16 protein-coding genes and 4 tRNA genes are annotated in these 17,894 nt (G+C 45.8%); 18 read left to right on the forward strand and 2 right to left on the reverse strand.

Going from position 1 to position 17,894, the window contains the following annotated elements:
• The first annotated feature begins 85 nt into the window (after positions 1 to 85).
• The 13 genes from AB4493_RS10825 (at position 86) to luxS (ending at position 11,503) form a co-directional block, all read left to right on the forward strand.
• Positions 86 to 162: transfer RNA gene (locus AB4493_RS10825), tRNA-Arg, on the forward strand.
• A gap of 58 nt (positions 163 to 220) precedes the next feature.
• Positions 221 to 297 (forward strand) — tRNA-Arg (locus AB4493_RS10830).
• Between the two features lie 57 nt (positions 298 to 354).
• Positions 355 to 431: transfer RNA gene (locus AB4493_RS10835), tRNA-Arg, on the forward strand.
• Between the two features lie 81 nt (positions 432 to 512).
• A tRNA-Arg gene (locus AB4493_RS10840) sits at positions 513 to 589 on the forward strand.
• Positions 590 to 964: 375 nt separating this feature from the next.
• A complete protein-coding gene (locus AB4493_RS10845; RefSeq protein ID WP_004741884.1) occupies positions 965 to 1,222 on the forward strand; it encodes an oxaloacetate decarboxylase subunit gamma in 258 nt (85 codons plus the stop codon).
• Between the two features lie 31 nt (positions 1,223 to 1,253).
• Positions 1,254 to 3,029, forward strand: coding sequence for a sodium-extruding oxaloacetate decarboxylase subunit alpha (gene oadA / locus AB4493_RS10850; RefSeq protein ID WP_017059560.1), 1,776 nt, complete (start codon positions 1,254 to 1,256; stop codon positions 3,027 to 3,029).
• 9 nt (positions 3,030 to 3,038) lie between these two features.
• Positions 3,039 to 4,169 (forward strand): sodium ion-translocating decarboxylase subunit beta, encoded by a 1,131-nt coding sequence (locus tag AB4493_RS10855; protein WP_029236403.1) that lies wholly within the window; start codon positions 3,039 to 3,041, stop codon positions 4,167 to 4,169.
• A gap of 172 nt (positions 4,170 to 4,341) precedes the next feature.
• A complete protein-coding gene (locus AB4493_RS10860) occupies positions 4,342 to 5,295 on the forward strand; it encodes an NADP-dependent oxidoreductase (RefSeq protein WP_372154968.1) in 954 nt (317 codons plus the stop codon).
• 6 nt (positions 5,296 to 5,301) lie between these two features.
• Positions 5,302 to 5,763, forward strand: coding sequence for a YqaA family protein (locus tag AB4493_RS10865; RefSeq protein WP_017059555.1), 462 nt, complete (start codon positions 5,302 to 5,304; stop codon positions 5,761 to 5,763).
• A gap of 9 nt (positions 5,764 to 5,772) precedes the next feature.
• Entirely contained in the window at positions 5,773 to 8,631 is a 2,859-nt protein-coding gene (locus AB4493_RS10870) for a M16 family metallopeptidase (RefSeq protein WP_372154970.1), read from the forward strand.
• 99 nt (positions 8,632 to 8,730) lie between these two features.
• On the forward strand, positions 8,731 to 10,299 hold the full coding sequence (gene gshA / locus AB4493_RS10875; protein WP_017063229.1) for a glutamate--cysteine ligase: 1,569 nt from the start codon (positions 8,731 to 8,733) through the stop codon (positions 10,297 to 10,299).
• A 10-nt stretch (positions 10,300 to 10,309) separates the two neighbouring features.
• On the forward strand, positions 10,310 to 10,960 hold the full coding sequence (locus AB4493_RS10880; protein ID WP_017629422.1) for a hypothetical protein: 651 nt from the start codon (positions 10,310 to 10,312) through the stop codon (positions 10,958 to 10,960).
• 24 nt (positions 10,961 to 10,984) lie between these two features.
• The gene (gene luxS / locus AB4493_RS10885) at positions 10,985 to 11,503 is read left to right on the forward strand and encodes an S-ribosylhomocysteine lyase (protein WP_017056597.1); all 519 of its coding nucleotides are present in this window, start codon (positions 10,985 to 10,987) and stop codon (positions 11,501 to 11,503) included.
• Between the two features lie 115 nt (positions 11,504 to 11,618).
• Here luxS and AB4493_RS10890 read toward each other — a convergent pair whose 3' ends face one another.
• Together AB4493_RS10890 and AB4493_RS10895 are read right to left on the reverse strand one after the other, a co-directional pair.
• Positions 11,619 to 12,890: an HlyC/CorC family transporter gene (locus AB4493_RS10890; protein ID WP_017068872.1), complete on the reverse strand. Its 1,272-nt coding sequence runs from the start codon at positions 12,888 to 12,890 to the stop codon at positions 11,619 to 11,621.
• 127 nt (positions 12,891 to 13,017) lie between these two features.
• Entirely contained in the window at positions 13,018 to 13,812 is a 795-nt protein-coding gene (locus AB4493_RS10895) for an inner membrane protein YpjD (protein ID WP_019825854.1), read from the reverse strand.
• Between the two features lie 200 nt (positions 13,813 to 14,012).
• On the opposite strand from AB4493_RS10895, the gene ffh reads away from it, so the two are divergent.
• The 5 genes from ffh to rplS all read left to right on the forward strand — a co-directional run bounded on the left by ffh (position 14,013) and on the right by rplS (position 17,627).
• The gene (ffh, locus tag AB4493_RS10900) at positions 14,013 to 15,407 is read left to right on the forward strand and encodes a signal recognition particle protein (RefSeq protein ID WP_010435884.1); all 1,395 of its coding nucleotides are present in this window, start codon (positions 14,013 to 14,015) and stop codon (positions 15,405 to 15,407) included.
• Between the two features lie 212 nt (positions 15,408 to 15,619).
• Positions 15,620 to 15,868 carry a 30S ribosomal protein S16 gene (gene rpsP, locus AB4493_RS10905; RefSeq protein WP_004410028.1) on the forward strand — a complete coding sequence of 83 codons (249 nt, stop codon included), beginning with the start codon at positions 15,620 to 15,622 and terminating at the stop codon, positions 15,866 to 15,868.
• A 24-nt stretch (positions 15,869 to 15,892) separates the two neighbouring features.
• The gene (gene rimM / locus AB4493_RS10910; RefSeq protein ID WP_017063236.1) at positions 15,893 to 16,447 is read left to right on the forward strand and encodes a ribosome maturation factor RimM; all 555 of its coding nucleotides are present in this window, start codon (positions 15,893 to 15,895) and stop codon (positions 16,445 to 16,447) included.
• A gap of 26 nt (positions 16,448 to 16,473) precedes the next feature.
• Positions 16,474 to 17,214 (forward strand): tRNA (guanosine(37)-N1)-methyltransferase TrmD, encoded by a 741-nt coding sequence (trmD, locus tag AB4493_RS10915; protein ID WP_017061056.1) that lies wholly within the window; start codon positions 16,474 to 16,476, stop codon positions 17,212 to 17,214.
• Positions 17,215 to 17,273: 59 nt separating this feature from the next.
• The gene (gene rplS / locus AB4493_RS10920; RefSeq protein WP_004735514.1) at positions 17,274 to 17,627 is read left to right on the forward strand and encodes a 50S ribosomal protein L19; all 354 of its coding nucleotides are present in this window, start codon (positions 17,274 to 17,276) and stop codon (positions 17,625 to 17,627) included.
• The last annotated feature ends 267 nt before the right edge of the window (positions 17,628 to 17,894 follow it).

Here is a 17,894-nt window from a genome sequence, read left to right on the forward strand (position 1 = left end):
GCGCCACTATTTAGGGCTTCTTTCTTATAAGAACAGAAATCCTTGTATTGAGTTGTTGTTTACAACGAATTGATACTAAAACCGTGCGCTCTTAGCTCAGCTGGATAGAGTACCTGGCTACGAACCAGGCGGTCGGAGGTTCGAATCCTCCAGAGCGCGCCACTATTTAGGGTTTCTTTTATGAACCCCTGATATTGGGAATACCGATATCGAAAACTGCGCGTCCTTAGCTCAGCTGGATAGAGTACCTGGCTACGAACCAGGCGGTCGGAGGTTCGAATCCTCCAGGACGCGCCACTCTTTAGGGTTTCCTTGTGAACTCCTGATATTGGAAATACTGATATCGAAAACCGTGCGTCCTTAGCTCAGCTGGATAGAGTACCTGGCTACGAACCAGGCGGTCGGAGGTTCGAATCCTCCAGGACGCGCCACTATTTAGGGCTTTTTTCTTATAAGAATGAAATCCTTATATTGATCTGTTGTTAGTAACAATGAATTGATATTAAAACCGTGCGCTCTTAGCTCAGCTGGATAGAGTACCTGGCTACGAACCAGGCGGTCGGAGGTTCGAATCCTCCAGAGCGCGCCACATTATTAGAAAAAGCCTCGTTTATACGAGGCTTTTTTTATGTCTGCTGCAAATTTGTTGCGACAATGTTAAATTTGTTCGTTGTTTAACTTGTTGTATTTAAAGTAGTTCTTGATTGCTTCTTTGTTATTCCACCTTTCTCATATCAATTCCCAGAAAAGCCCCGTTTAAGTCACAGTTTAAATATCTAAAAATGACGTATTTGACAGATTTATGTGATCTGATAGGCGAATAATTAACCTTATGTGTGCGTTATCCGTAACAGAACCTTAAACAAAATTGACAAACTTTTACCAATCGAGATAATCCATGGGTCGGGATCACTATTCGCTGAAATCCTGTACGTATGTCAGGATGACGAAGAAAGGAAGCAACATGACTAATATTGGAAGCCTGCTAGGAGATGCGGCGACTCTAATGATAACGGGGATGTCCGTTGTCTTTATTTTCCTAACTATTCTAGTTTACCTCGTTCGGTTGATGTCAAAACTGGTACCAGAAGAAGTACCAGAGCCGATCGCAGCACCTAAAAAAATTCAAAAATCACAATCAAACCCTTCAGCTGTTAGTCCACAGGTAGTGGCAGCAATTTCGGCCGCGGTTCATCAATACCGTGCGTCTACTGCTAAGTAGCATTTAAAGGATTAAAAAGGAGTTTATGAGCATGTCTAAACCACTAGCTATCACAGATGTGGTACTTCGTGACGCGCACCAGTCACTATTTGCTACTCGTATGCGTATCGAAGATATGCTGCCAATTGCGGCAGAACTGGATAAAGTCGGTTACTGGTCTCTAGAGACTTGGGGCGGCGCGACATTTGATTCGTGTATCCGTTTTCTTGGAGAAGATCCATGGGAGCGTTTACGTGAACTTAAAAAAGCGATGCCAAACACACCAATGCAGATGCTACTGCGTGGTCAAAACCTGTTGGGTTACCGTCACTACGCGGATGATGTAGTAGAAAAATTTGTTGAACGTGCCCATAAAAACGGCATGGACGTATTCCGTATCTTTGATGCGATGAATGACGTACGTAACTTTGAAAAAGCAGTGAAAGCAACGATCGACGTTGGTGGCCACGCTCAAGGTACGTTGTCTTACACAACCAGTCCGGTTCACAACTCAGATACTTGGGTTGATTTGGCCAAACGCCTAGAGGACCTAGGTTGTCACTCACTATGTATCAAAGATATGTCAGGTTTATTAAAGCCGTATGAAGCAGAAGAGCTGATTACACGTATCAAAGCATCGTGTGACGTTCCTCTAGCACTGCATAGCCACGCGACAACTGGTCTATCGACTGCAACAGCGGTTAAAGCCGTTGAAGCGGGTATCGACATTCTAGATACCGCTATTTCTTCAATGAGCTGTACTTACGGTCATACGCCAACCGAAACGGTTGTTGCGATGTTAGAAGGTACAGAGCGCGACACGAATCTTAAACTAGACCAAATCGAACCCATCGCGGCTTACTTCCGTGATGTACGTAAAAAGTACGCGAAATGGGAAGGTCAGCTAAAAGGTGTCGATTCTCGCATCTTAATCGCTCAAGTTCCTGGCGGAATGTTAACTAACATGGAAGGCCAGCTTAAAGAGCAAGGCGCCGCCGATCGCATGGATGAAGTTCTAGAAGAGATCCCACGCGTACGTAAAGAGCTTGGTTACATTCCTTTAGTAACACCAACTTCTCAGATTGTCGGTACTCAAGCGGTTATTAACGTCTTAACGGGCGAACGCTATAAGAGCATCACGAAAGAGACTGCTGGTCTACTGAAAGGTGAATACGGTCAAGCTCCTGCTGAAGTGGATGCTGAACTGCAAGCGAAAGTTCTAGACGGTGCAGAGCCGATTACTTGTCGTCCTGCTGATTTACTTAAGTCTGAAATGGATACGTTAACGACGGATCTGTTAGAGAAAGCGAAATCAGAGGGTATCTCTCTAGCTGAAGATACGGTTGATGATGTACTGACTTACGCGCTCTTCCCACAAGTGGGTCTTAAGTTCCTTAAGAACCGTCGTAATCCTGAAGCATTTGAACCTGCACCAACGCTAGAAGTTGCGGCTCCAGTTGCTGCAGCTCCTGTACAAGCTTCTGGTGGTATTGAAAGCTACAGCGTGAAGGTTGATGGTCAAGTTTACGATGTTGAAGTTGGCCCACAAGGTGAACTGACATCGGTGGCGCCATCTGCAAAACCTGCTCAGGCTGCACCAGTAGCAGCGTCTGACGCTGAAGCGGTTCCAGCTCCATTGGCGGGTAACATCTTTAAAGTAAACGTTCAGGCGGGTACTGAGGTTTCTGAAGGCGACGTTCTACTAATCCTAGAAGCGATGAAGATGGAAACGGAAGTTCGTGCTGCTCGTGGTGGTATCGTTCAAGAATTGAATGTTAAAGAAGGCGATGCAGTTACTGTAGGCGCTCCACTACTAAGCTTAGCGTAAGGGAGTACCATGGAAGGATTGATGACCTTATGGTCTGAAACAGGGATTGCGAACTTTGAGTTCGGCCAGATCTGTATGATGCTGGTTGGTTGCTTACTGTTGTTTTTGGCAATTCGTAAAGGATTTGAACCGTTACTTCTACTGCCTATTGGCTTTGGTGCTGTATTAGCAAACATTCCAAATGCTGGGTTTACTGATCCAGGTGGTTTGCTCTACTACGTCTACTACATTGGTATTGAGACAGGTATTTTCCCACTGCTGATCTTTATGGGTGTTGGTGCGATGACGGACTTCGGTGCGTTGATTGCGAACCCTAAAACGTTGTGGCTAGGGGCTGCGGCTCAGTTTGGTATCTTCGCGACGCTATTTGGCGCGATCTTGCTGAACTACCTTCCAGGAATGGAGTTCTCGATGGCCGATGCTTCGTCAATTGCGATCATTGGTGGTGCCGATGGCCCAACTGCGATCTTCTTGGCGAGTAAGTTATCTCCGGATCTTTTAGGTGCCATTGCAGTAGCGGCTTATAGCTACATGGCTTTGGTTCCGATCATTCAGCCACCAATCATGAAAGCGTTAACGTCTCCTGAAGAGCGCAAAATTAAGATGGCTCAACTTCGTCACGTTAGCAAAGCCGAGAAGATTCTTTTCCCGCTTGCTGTACTACTGATGACGATTTTGTTCCTACCTTCAGCAACACCTCTAGTTGGTATGTTCTGTTTGGGTAACTTAATGCGTGAAGCGGGTGTGGTTGATCGCCTTTCAAAAACAGCTCAAAACGAACTGATTAACGTTGTAACTATTTTCCTAGGTCTAGGGGTTGGTTCTAAGCTTCAAGCGGATACGTTCTTGAACTTAGAAACACTGGGTATTCTAGGTTTGGGTGCGGTCGCGTTCAGTATCGGTACGGCGGGTGGTGTATTGATGGCTAAGGTGTTGAACCGATTCTCGAAAGAGGACATCAACCCACTGATTGGCGCAGCTGGCGTATCAGCGGTTCCAATGGCGGCACGTGTTGTGAACAAGGTTGGTCTTGAGGCAAACCCTCAGAACTTCTTGTTGATGCATGCAATGGGCCCGAACGTAGCCGGTGTACTTGGTAGTGCGGTTGCGGCGGGTATTCTATTAGCTCTCGTGGGCTAGTGGATTTGCTGGGTCATGTATCGTTACGTTAATTGGTCGTCAATTTACGAATGAGCGGTTAACTTCGCCTTATTAAATGGTTTATAGTCAAAGGGATGCTTTCGCATCCCTTTCTTTTTATTAATTAGGGTGCTTGCTCACTAGGGCTTTTATCAATCAAGGAAATGTGGAAATGGAAAATAAACAGATTGCGATTACTCAATTCGGCGGCGTCGAAAACCTAAGTATTCAAACCAGTGCGATCCCTGAGCCTAAGGCTGGAGAAGTGGTGGTTAAAGTTTCCTTTTCAGGCATTAATCCGATTGATGTCAAAACCCGAGCGGGCCTTGGTTGGGCGGCAGCACAAAACAAAGATAACCTGCCTTGGGTACCTGGCTACGATATTTCAGGGAAAATTGTCACGCTAGGCGAACAGGCTGAACGCTTTACTGTTGGTGATAACGTGGCTGGCTTTATTGGTTTTCCACTGCAAGGTGGCGGTTACAGCCAATATGTGTGTGTTCCAGAAGCGGCACTAAGTATGGTTCCTGATTCTGTCACTTTAGAAGCGGCAGCTGCATTACCACTCGCGAGTCAAACCGCGGCACAAGCGCTCAACAAAGCCGAAGTGAAAGAAGGCGACCGCGTGCTTATTTTAGCGGGCGCGGGCGGCGTTGGTCACCTTGCGGTTCAAATTGCAGTGGCAGCAAAAGCTGAGGTTTACACAACCTGCAGCGAAGCCAATCTTGATTACCTTGCGACGCTAGGTGCTCACGCGATTAACTATAAGTTTGCGCCAGCATCAGAAAGAGTATCAGATGTCGATGTGCTGATTGATTTGGTCGGTGGCGATACCGCGCTTGATGCATTGAAGTGCCTAAAAGATGGCGCGCGAGTCGTGACTGTGCCGACTCTATCTGCAGAACTTATCTGTGAGAAAGCAACACTATTAGGTTTTACTGCATCAGGCATGCTGGTTGAACCAACCCCTGAGCAAATGGACACCATGCTTTACATGGTCAGTGTCGGATTGCTCAAAACAGAAATTCAAGGTATCTACCAGTTAGACGAGGCGCAGTCGGCTCATCTGCAGGTTGAAACCGGACACACCAGAGGCAAGGTGCTACTTAAAATGCAAGAAAGTTGATAGGCAGTGTTAGAATTTTTTAACTCGCTTTTTGAAAATATCGCGCTGTGGTTCTCGGACTCAGCGCTATGGGTACTCTTCATTAGTGGATTCTTGAGTGCCACGTTACTACCCGGTGGTTCAGAAGCTAGCCTTGTGGCTGCATTGAGCTTAGATCAGTTTTCAACTTCATCGATCATTCTGGTGGCAACATTAGGCAATACCTTAGGCGGCCTGACTAACTATTGGATTGGTTTGTGGTTGCCTAATCGAACTCAATCTGAAAAGCATGGTCATAAGGCTATGGCTTGGCTGAGTCGTTATGGCTACTGGACACTGTTATTTAGTTGGTTACCGATCATTGGTGACCCTTTGTGTCTAGCGGCGGGTTGGCTAAGAATGAAATTCATCCCTAGCGTTATTTTGATAGCGATTGGCAAAGCCGCTCGCTATAGCTTACTTGCTGCTATCTACTTCGGTTTTTTCTAAGGAGAACCTATGAAAAAGGTTTTACTTGGTACATTTTCTCTTATCGCCATTGCTGGCTGTTCTTACAATGTACCTAGCTCAACGCCCTTCTTTTCCTCGTTACCTGAAGGTGTCACTCTGTTAGAAGAGGTTAAGCACTCTAAAGATAAAGTGGTGATTCCTTACACCAAGTATCAGCTTGAAAACGGTCTGACAGTTATTCTTTCCCCTGATGATTCCGATCCGTTGGTGCATGTTGATGTAACTTATCATGTCGGCTCAGCACGTGAAGAGATTGGCAAGTCGGGCTTTGCTCACTTCTTTGAGCACATGATGTTCCAGGGTTCTGAGAACGTTGGTGACCAACAGCACTTTAAGATCATTACCGAAGCGGGTGGTTCGTTAAACGGCACGACCAACCGTGACCGCACCAACTATTTTGAAACTGTTCCTTCTAACCAACTTGAGAAAATGTTGTGGTTAGAATCAGACCGAATGGGCTTCTTGTTGGATGCTGTTTCTCAGAAGAAATTTGAGGTTCAAAGAGGCACGGTCAAGAACGAGCGAGCGCAGAGCTACGAAAATCGTCCTTACGGCTTGATGTGGGAACGCATGGGCGAAGCGCTTTACCCTGAAGGTCACCCTTACTCTTGGCAACCAATCGGCTATGTTGAAGATCTTGACCGTGTTGACGTGAATGATCTTAAAGCGTTCTTCCTGCGTTGGTACGGCCCAAACAATGCCGTGTTAACGATTGGTGGTGATATCGACGTTGATGACACGCTAGAATGGGTTAACAAGTACTTTGGTTCAATTCCTCAAGGCCCTGAAGTGAAGGCGGCAGAGAAGCAACCTGCTGTTCTAACAGAAGATAAATACATCACCTTAGAAGACAATATTCGTCAGCCGATGGTGCTGGTGGGGTGGCCAACAACGTATCGCGGTGAAGAGACGCAAGCTTCACTGAATGCATTGTCTAACGTGTTAGGTTCAGGTACCAACAGTTACCTATATCAAAACCTCGTAAAAACGCAGAAGGCCGTCAGCGCTGGCTCTTTCCATGATTGTGCTGAGTTGGCGTGTACCATGTACGTGTATGCAATGGGCAACTCAGGTGAAAAAGGCGATTTGACGGTTCTCAATAAAGAGCTGATGGATACCCTGGAGCAATTCTCGAAAGAGGGCGTTGAGCAAGAGCGTTTAGACCAGATCACTGGCATGGCCGAAGCGAATGCTGTTTTTGCATTGCAAAGCGTTAAAGGTAAGGTGTCGCAACTCGCGTCGAACCAAACCTTCTATGGTCAGCCTGATCGCATTGAATCACAACTCGATCAAATCCGAGCGGTGACGCCTGAGAGCGTGAGCAAGGCATACCAAGATTTCATCGAAGGTAAGCACAAGGTTACCTTGAGTGTGGTTCCTAAGAAAAAGCTCGATTTGGCGGTTCGTGAAGCGACCTTTACCACGCCACCACGTACGTTGCCGGAATACAGCAAGGTGACGGAAGATCAACTGGATTTCAGAAAGGCACCGGATACCTTTGATCGCAGTGTGATGCCAGAAGTGAACTTTGGTGTTGAGGCGACCATGCCTGAGTTGTACCGCATGCACTTTGCAAATGGCACTGACTTAATTGGTACCGTGACCAGTGAAACGCCGACAGTACAGCTGCAAATTCAATTGCCTGCAGGCGAACGCTATGTTCGCAAAGGGCAAGAAGGCCTAGCGAACCTAACGGCTTCGATGATGGAAGAAGGCTCAACTAAACGAACCGTTGAAGAGTTACAAGCGACCTTAGATAAACTTGGTAGCAGCGTGAGCATTAGTGCGGGCAGCTACACCACAGATATTTCAGTCTCGACGCTAGAGAAAAACTTGCCTCAAACCTTAGCGATTGTGCAAGAGGTTCTATTCGATCCTAAGTTCGATGAGCAAGATTTTGAGCGCGTTAAGAAACAGATGCTAGAAGGCGTTGTGTATCAGCATCAGCAGCCAAGCTGGATGGCTTCTCAAGCAACCCGTGAAGTGCTGTTTGGTGACACTGTTTTTGCTCGTGCAAGTGATGGTACTAAGGAATCTCTATCGAAATTGACCTTAGACGATGTGAAAAAATTCTATGCGCAACATTACACACCAGAAGGTGCCAATATTGTTGTGGTGGGAGACATCTCGAAGAAAGAGGTAGGGAAACAGCTACAATTCTTTGAAGAGTGGCAAGGCGATGCGGCACCATTAACGCGTCCACAGATCGTTAAAGAGCTTTCTGGTCAGCACCTGTACTTAGTTGATAAACCGGGTGCGCCGCAAAGCATTGTTCGCTTGGTTCGTAAGGGCCTGCCGTTTGATGCGACGGGCGAATTGTATTTGAGCCAGTTAGCTAACTTTAACTTAGCGGGCAACTTCAATAGCCGTATCAACCAGAACCTACGTGAAGACAAAGCCTACACTTACGGTGCAAGCGGTTACTTCGCAAGTACTCGTGAAACTGGCGCAGTGGTATTTAGCGCGCAGGTAAGGGCGAATGCGACGGTTCCATCGATTCAAGAGTTTATTAATGAGCTGAATGAGTTTAGCCAAAGTGGATTAACTGACGAAGAGGTGAAATTTATGCGCCTTGCCGTCGGTCAACAAGATGCACTTAAATACGAAACGCCAAGTCAAAAGGCGGGGTTGTTGAGTAATATTGTTGCATTGAGCCTTGATGAAGATTACCTACAACAGCGTAATCAGATAGTTGAAACGGTTTCAAAAGAGACCTTAAACGAGCTATCTAAGAAATGGTTTGACCCGAATGATTATCAAATAATCGTTGTTGGTGACGCGACTTCGCTTCGCCCGCAATTAGAAAAGTTAGATATTCCAATAGAAGAGCTTGAAATCATTCGTTAGAGTACACATTAAAGGGGGAGGGAAGAGACTCTACTTTTCTCCTCCAACCTAATTTATGATAGTTCTAATCAGAACAATATAAGATAAGTGAACTGAATTTTGACTGATTTTGCTGCGCGACTAAAGCAAGTTGCAACCAACCCTAAGACCTTCTCTCAATTTGGTCGTGGTGTTGAAAGGGAAACATTACGCTACACGGAAGATGGGCACCTTGCTACTGGGCCGCACCCTGAGGCTTTGGGATCTGCGTTGATGAACGAATGGGTAACGACCGATTTCTCTGAGTCGCTACTGGAATTTATCACGCCTGTTTCTAACGACGTTCCGACGCTTTTGAATCAGTTGTCTGATATCCACCACTTCACGCAAACCAAGTTAGACGGCGAAAAACTATGGCCGCTTTCTATGCCTTGTTACGTTGGCAGTGAAGATTACATTCAGCTAGCGCAATACGGCACCTCGAATAACGGTAAGATGAAGACCCTATATCGTGAAGGCCTAAAACGTCGTTACGGTAGCCTGATGCAGATTATCTCTGGTGTTCACTTCAACTTCTCTTTCCCAGAAAGCTTTTGGGATAGCCTGTTTGGAGAGCAAACTGAAGAAGCGCGTTGTGAATCTAAGTCAGATGCTTACTTTGGTTTGATTCGTAACTACTACCGCTTTGGTTGGTTAATCCCATACTTCTTCGGTGCTTCACCTGCGCTATGTTCTTCTTTCATCAAAGGAAGAGAGACAAACCTGCCTTTTGAAAAGATTGGCGAGACACTGTATCTGCCAAAAGCAACGGCACTGCGCCTGAGCGACCTTGGCTACACGAACAGTGCGCAAAGTGTGTTGAAGATTGGTTTCAACAGCCTAGACCAATACCTTGAAGGTTTGAATCAAGCGATTCGCACACCATCAGAAGAATTTGCCGAGATTGGCACTAAGGTTGATGGTGAATACCGTCAGTTGAATAGCAACGTACTGCAAATTGAAAATGAGCTTTACGCTCCAATCCGCCCTAAGCGTGTGGCGAAGAGTGGTGAGAAACCATCTGAAGCATTGGCACGCGGTGGTGTTGAGTACATTGAGGTTCGTTCTTTAGATGTAAACCCATTCAGCTCAATTGGTATCAATGAGCAGCAGGTTCGTTTCCTAGACTTATTCCTAACGTGGAGTGTGCTAACGGACTCTGCTGAGATGGATAACTGCGAGCTTGAATGCTGGCGCGATAACTGGAACAAGGTGATCCTACAAGGTCGTCAGGTTGGTCTAGAGCTGCAAATCGGTTGTCATGGTGAGCGATTGTCTCTGCAAGATTGGGCGAAGCGTGTCTTCAAAGATCTGCGCTCTATTGCCGAGATGATGGACGCTGAACAAGGTGGTCGTGCATACCAAGAAACATGCGATACGCTTGAGGCTTGGATTGATAACCCTGAGCTAACTATTTCTGGCCAGTTGCTAGAAGAGACCAAAAAATTGGGCGGCTTAGGTAAAGTGGGTTGCGCGTTAGGTAAAACGTACGCTCAGCAACACAAAGCGCACCAATACAAAGTATATTCAGCTGAGTTGATGGAAGCAGAAGTTCAACGTTCTGTGATTGCTCAGCAACAAAGTGAAGAAGCAAGCACTCAAGATTTTGATAGCTTCTTAGCGGATTATTTTTCGTATTTAAAAGCATAGCGAGACTTTGGTGGAAAGGAAGCAAGCCTTATTAGGTCAGCCTACTCGAGTGAGTAGTAAATGGTTACCTGTAGTGACTGTTGGTGTTGTCTCTAGCCTGTTGGTTGGATGTGCAACGCCACCGCCAAAGCAGCAAGATAATTTGTGTAGCATCTTTCGAGAGCACCCTTCATGGTATGAAGATGCCTTGGATATGCAAGAAGAATGGGGAACGCCGATTAACGTTGCGATGGCTTTTGTGAAACAAGAGAGTAGCTATCGTCATGATGCGCGCCCACCTAAAGATTACATTCTTGGCTTTATACCGTGGGGGCGTGTAAGCAGTGCCTACGGTTATGCACAAGCTCAAGATCCTGCTTGGGAAGACTTCCAAAAGGCGACCAATAACGGTGGTTCAAGAACCAACTTTGATGATGCATTGATGTTCATCGGTTGGTATACCAGCGAGACGCGTCGTCAATTGGGCATCTCACTATGGGACCCATATAACCAATACCTGGCTTATCATGAAGGCCGTGGTGGTTATAAGCGCAAGTCATACAACAGCAAGCCATCGCTAATTAAGGTGGCGCGCAAAGTCGAACAGCAAGCAAAAGATTATGGATGGCAGCTGAAACAGTGCCGCAAAGAACTAGAAGACAATCGAAGCTGGTTTTTCTAAAGCCAGCCGTCATGGAGAAGAGCAATGCCTTTATTAGATAGTTTCACTGTTGATCACACACGCATGAACGCACCTGCCGTTCGTGTTGCTAAAACAATGCAAACCCCAAAAGGGGATACCATCACTGTGTTTGACCTGCGTTTTACTGCGCCAAACAAAGACATCCTATCTGAGAAAGGTATCCATACTCTAGAGCACCTATATGCTGGTTTCATGCGTAATCAATTGAACGGTTCAGATGTAGAGATCATCGATATCTCACCGATGGGCTGTCGCACTGGTTTCTACATGAGCCTGATTGGTACGCCTACAGAACAACAAGTGGCTGACGGTTGGTTGGCAGCGATGCAAGACGTACTGAAAGTTGAGAACCAGAATAAGATCCCTGAGCTGAACGAATACCAATGTGGTACCGCGGCAATGCACTCTTTGGATGAAGCGAAAGAGATCGCGAATGCGATCATCGCTGCAGGCATCTCTGTAAACAAGAATGATGAACTGGCACTGCCAGAGTCTATGCTGCAAGAGCTTAAGATCGACTAGTCATTGATAGCTACCCTAGATAGGGCGAGTTAGATACTAAAAGGCCCGGTTCAATGAACCGGGCCTTTTTCGTCAACGTATTTTAGGGCGAGACAGAGATTCAGTGATAACTCAGTTAGCCGTTCACGATCTGTGGGAACACGCGAACCAGTTTGATGCGGTTCTCTTCAAGCTCAACAATTTCCATTGGGTGGCTGGCTACCTGAACACTGAGGTGACTCTCTGGAATATCTTCAAGGTGTTCCAGTATCAAACCATTCAGCGTTCTTGGGCCATCGGTAGGCAGTGCCCACTGTAAGCCTTTGTTGATATCTCGGATATTGGCACTGCCTTCAATCAAGAAGCTGCCATCGCTTTGCGGAGTAATCTCTTCAGATAAGCTTGGGGTGATTGAGGTGGTAAACTCACCTACGATCTCTTCTAGAATATCTTCTAATGTAACCAAACCATTGATGTCGCCATACTCATCAACAATCAAACCGATGCGCTGCTTATTGCGTTGAAACTTAAGCAGTTGAATATTGAGTGGTGTCGCTTCAGGAATAAAGTAGATCTCATCCGCGGCACGCAACAGGGTTTCTTTATTGAATTCGTTCTTTTCAAGCATCAGACGGTAAGCTTCACGCAGCCTAAGCATGCCGACCACTTCATCTATTTGGTCACGGTACAGCACTACGCGACCATGAGGCGAGTGGGTAAGTTGACGAACGATCGATTTCCAGTCGTCATTGATGTCGATACCAGTAATCTCATTACGCGGCACCATGATGTCGTTCACGGTGACGTGCTCTAAATCCAGAATAGACACCAACATATCTTGGTGACGTTGAGGGATTAAGCTACCGGCTTCATTTACCACGGTTCTAAGCTCTTCGGAGCTCAAGTGGTCGGTTGCATCATGGCTGGCTTTGACACCTAAGATACGAATGAAGCCATTGGTAATGAAGTTAACTAAAATCACCAACGGTGACAGTACCTTCATCAGCACCATCAAAAGGATGCTACTGGCGTAAGAGACACGTTCAGGAAATAGAGAAGCGATAGTCTTTGGGGTTACCTCGGCGAATACGAGGATCACGAGAGTCAGGGTACCAGTAGCGATAGCCACACCGATATCCCCGTAGATGCGCATACCAAGAATAGTAGCGATCGCAGATGCAAGAATGTTGACGAGATTGTTGCCGATGAGGATGAGGCCAATCAATCTGTCTGGGCGGTTCAGAAGTTTTTCTACACGTTTGGCACCTTTATGACCCGTATTGGCCAAGTGCTTTAAACGGTAGCGGTTCAGGGACATCATGCCCGTTTCGGAACCAGAGAAATAACCAGAAATTACAATGAGACACGCGAGTAGCGCAAATAAGATACCCGTTGATATGTCGTCCAAAACTATTCTTTTCCTATTTGTGTATCTTGATTAATTTATGACCGAACATGGTCGAGATGTCAATTGAATGTATTGCACTCAATATTTTAAAGGCAAGGTATGTGAGACCTTGCCTTTATTTTACAGACTAGTTCAGGATGATTTCCTGGACGAAGCGGCTACCGAAGTAGGCTAATGTGAGCATGCTGGCGCCGGCCAGTGCGAACCAAGTGACTTTCTGTCCACGCCAACCTTTCTGATAGTGACCCCACAGAAGGATGGAGTAGATAACCCAAGCGATAAAAGACAACACAGCCTTGTGTGCCTTTCCTTGAGCAAACATATCTTGCACGAAGATGAGACCCGTTAACAAGGTACCTGTTAATAAGCCATTACCAATCAAAATGATCTTGAAAAGTTGTCTTTCCACCATCATTAAAGGAGGTAGGTTAGGGTTTATCACTAAGGCTTTTTTCTTTTTAAGTTTGTGATCTAGCCACGCAAGTTGCAGGGCGTATAGCGCACCGATAGTTAACGTTGCGTATGAGAATAGAGCCAAAGAGATGTGCACGAGCAGTTTTGGGTCATTCTCTAGATGTTTGATGAAGGTGCTTGGAAGAAAAGTGGCAGCCATCAAGTTCAGCGCAGCGAAGCTATAGACGACGGGTAAGATAAACCACAGACGGGTTTTGAGCATTGCACCGCTCATTACCACAGATATGATTAAACTGATTAATGAAGCAACGTTCAAGATACTGAGGTTTTGGCCACTGGCATTAAAAATCAAATCGCCAAGCAACCAAGCATGGAAAGCTAGAGCAAGTAATGCGCTGATAAACACCGTTTTTACACGGATTCCTGTTTGGTGCACGAGACCTGGAATGATCGTGGAAATCGCCATTGTATAAAGAAAGGCTGCTGCGATCGCAATAAGACTGTCCATGGTATCCATTTTAATGATTACTAATTGGCGAATTATACCTCGCATCGCTCTTTGGGGCTATGGCGAACCTCATTCAATTCCAAGTGAATAATGTCTCACATCACAAGCACGGATGATTAACGCTCTACAACGGGTATGACTCTAATCCGCGCTAATGTATACTCACAGTAATAGTCGCAGTTTTGAGCGAAGAGAAAACTATGTTTGATAATTTAACGGATCGTCTATCCAAAACGCTGAAGAACATCAGCGGTAAAGGTCGTCTGACCGAAGACAATATTAAAGAGACGCTGCGTGAAGTACGTATGGCGCTACTTGAAGCCGACGTTGCACTGCCCGTTGTCCGCGATTTTGTTAAGCGCGTAAAAGAAGGCGCTGTGGGTGTTGAGGTTTCTAAATCTCTAACGCCTGGTCAAGAATTCATTAAGATCGTTCAAGCTGAACTTGAAGCGGTGATGGGTGAGTCTAACGAGGCTCTTAACCTAGCAGCGCAGCCGCCAGCCGTTATCTTAATGGCGGGTCTACAAGGTGCGGGTAAAACCACATCGGTAGGTAAGCTATCTAAGCTTCTAACTGAGCGTGACAAGAAGAAAGTCTTGGTTGTGTCTGCCGACGTTTACCGTCCAGCGGCAATCAAACAGCTTGAAACGTTAGCAAGCGATGTTGGCGTAGACTTCTTCCCATCTTCAGCTGATCAAAAACCTCTTGATATTGCAAACGCTGCAATCGACCACGCGAAGAAGAAATTCTACGACGTGCTACTTGTCGATACTGCGGGTCGTTTGGCTATCGATGAAGAGATGATGGGCGAGATCAAAGAGCTTCATACTGCAATTAAACCAGTAGAGACACTGTTCGTTGTTGATGCAATGACAGGTCAAGATGCTGCGAACACTGCAAAAGCCTTTGGTGATGCGCTACCACTAACCGGTGTTATCTTGACGAAAGTTGATGGTGATGCGCGTGGTGGTGCTGCTCTGTCTGTTCGTCATATCACAGGCAAGCCGATTAAATTCTTGGGTGTTGGTGAAAAGACTGACGCACTAGAACCGTTCCACCCAGATCGTGTTGCTTCTCGTATCTTAGGTATGGGCGACGTACTGTCTCTTATTGAAGACCTACAGAAAAACGTTGATACCGAGAAAGCAGAGAAACTGGCTAAGAAGTTCAAAGAGAAGAAAGGCTTTGACCTTGAAGACTTCCGTGAACAACTAGGTCAGATGCAAAACATGGGCGGCATGATGGGCATGATGGATAAGCTTCCAGGCATGTCTCAGCTACCAGATAACGTTAAAGATAAAGTTGATGACAAGATGTTCAAGCAAATGGAAGCGATCATCAACTCTATGACCATGAAAGAGCGTCAACGCCCTGACCTAATCAAAGGCTCTCGCAAAAAGCGTATTGCCGCTGGTTCTGGTACACAGGTACAAGATGTAAACCGTATGCTTAAGCAGTTCACCCAAATGCAGAAGATGATGAAGAAGATGCAGAAAGGTGGCATGAAAGGCATGATGCGCAACATGCAAGGCATGATGGGCGGCGGTGGAGGTATGGGCGGAATGGGTGGTGGCTTTAACCCGTTTGGTCGATAATCTACAAATGTAAGCTTTAGCTACGTTACTTTTCATAGTGTTAGCCGTGTCACAGAAAGTGTACGGCAGCTATGTTGGTGAAAAAATAGCTAAAGCCCTTGCATTGCACCGGAATAAGAGTAAAATTCCGGGGCTTTAATTTGGCACGAGACCCCAAGCTATTTACTTATACTTGGGGTTAATTATTTTATTAAGAAAGCAAAGAGGACGACATGGTAACCATTCGTTTGGCACGTCACGGTGCAAAGAAGCGCCCATTTTATCAAATCGTAGTTGCGGATAGCCGTAACGCTGCAACTGGCCGTTTCATCGAGAAAGTAGGTTTCTTTAACCCTACAGCTCAAGGTCAAGAAGAAGGTCTACGTCTAGACCTAGATCGTGTTAACCACTGGGTTGGTCAAGGCGCATCTCTATCTGATCGTGTAGCTAAGCTAGTTAAAGACGCTCAAAAAGCGGCTTAATTCTTTTTTAAAGAGAAATAGCTTATGTCGATGAAGGGTAAAGAAACTATGAGCGAGCAAAACAATAGAATTGTCATGGGTAAACTTGGGTCTACCTATGGTATTCGTGGCTGGCTCAAAGTGTTCTCCTACACAGACAATGCTGAAAGCATATTTGATTACAGCCCTTGGTATTTAAACCTAAAGGGTAAGTGGGTTGAGTACAAAGTTGAGAGCTGGAAACGTCATGGCCAAGGTTATGTATGTAAGCTAGCGGGATTAGATGTTCGTGAAGACGCGCAACTGATGACTAACTTTGAAATTGCTATTGACCCTGCTTCGTTACCTGAATTGTCAGAAGATGAATTCTACTGGCGCGAATTGTTCGGTATGCAAGTTTTTACCACTAAAGGTTACGACCTTGGTGAGGTCACTGACCTATTAGAAACTGGCTCGAACGATGTTCTAGTAATCAAAGCAAATCTTAAAGATGCTTTTGGCCAAAAGGAACGGTTAGTACCGTACCTTGAAGAGCAAGTGATCAAGAAAGTTGATCGCGAAGCTCGCCGGATCGAAGTTGACTGGGATCCTGGATTCTAACTCCAAATTACAGAGCGAGAGAACACATGTGGGTTGGCATTATTAGCCTTTTTCCTGAAATGTTCCGTTCTGTTACTGATTTTGGAGTAACAGGTCAAGCGGTTAAAAAAGGTCTTTTATCTATTGAGACATGGAATCCTCGTGATTTCACTCATGATAAACATCGCACTGTTGATGACAGACCTTACGGTGGTGGTCCTGGCATGTTAATGATGGTTCAGCCTTTGCGCGACGCTATCACAACGGCCAAGCAAGCAGCACCGGGAAAGACGAAAGTTATCTATCTTTCACCTCAAGGTCGTAAACTCGACCAGAAAGGTGTTGAAGAGCTGGCAACAAACGAGAATTTACTTCTTATTTGTGGTCGCTACGAAGGGGTAGATGAGCGCATCATTCAATCTGAAGTTGACGAAGAATGGTCGATTGGAGATTTTGTGATGACGGGTGGCGAACTGCCAGCCATGACGTTGATTGATTCAGTATCTCGGTTTGTTCCGGGTGTACTTGGAGATTTCGCTTCAGCAGAAGAAGATTCTTTTGCAAATGGTTTGCTAGATTGTCCCCATTATACGCGCCCTGAGGTGCTAGACGATAAAGATGTGCCATCGGTACTCAAGTCTGGAAACCATAAGGATATTCGTCGCTGGCGATTAAAACAATCGTTGGGCCGAACTTGGCTAAGAAGACCAGAACTCCTGGAAAACCTAGCTCTGACTGACGAACAGGAACAATTACTGGCTGAATTCATTAAAGAGCAACGCTCTTAACGAAAAGCAAGCAGTAACCTATTAAATTTAGTATCAGTTTATTCTAGGAATTTATACAAATGAGCAACATCATCAAGGCTCTTGAAGAAGAGCAACTAAAATCAGACCTTCCTAAATTCGCACCAGGTGACACTGTTGTAGTTCAGGTTAAGGTAAAAGAAGGTGACCGTGAGCGTCTACAGGCTTTCGAAGGCGTTGTAATCGCTATTCGTAACCGTGGTCTACACTCTGCATTCACAGTTCGTAAGATCTCGAACGGTGAAGGCGTAGAGCGTGCGTTCCAAACTCACTCTCCAATGGTTGATAGCATCGAAGTTAAACGCCGTGGTGCAGTACGTCGTGCCAAGTTGTACTACCTACGTGAGCGTTCTGGTAAGTCAGCTCGTATTAAAGAGAAGCTTACTAAGAAGTAATTCTTTTTGCATTCTATCGATAAAAGCGGAGCCATTTGGCTCCGCTTTTTTGTGTCTGTTATTTGGAGCTTAGCAGGTAAGAGATCCCCAATTCGCTCGTACCTCACTCTTGAGGATGACAAACCAGACGAAACTCATATTTAACCGTCATTCCCTAGACTGACGAAGGAAGGAGTAGGGAATCTCTACTAGCGCCGTGTTATAGGCAATAAAAAAGGATTGACGTTAAACGCCAACCCTTCAAAATTTACTCGCTACTCGCTACTC

Source organism: Vibrio sp. 10N.222.55.A1, assembly GCF_041473835.1.
Taxonomy (GTDB): Bacteria; Pseudomonadota; Gammaproteobacteria; order Enterobacterales; family Vibrionaceae; genus Vibrio; species Vibrio crassostreae_C.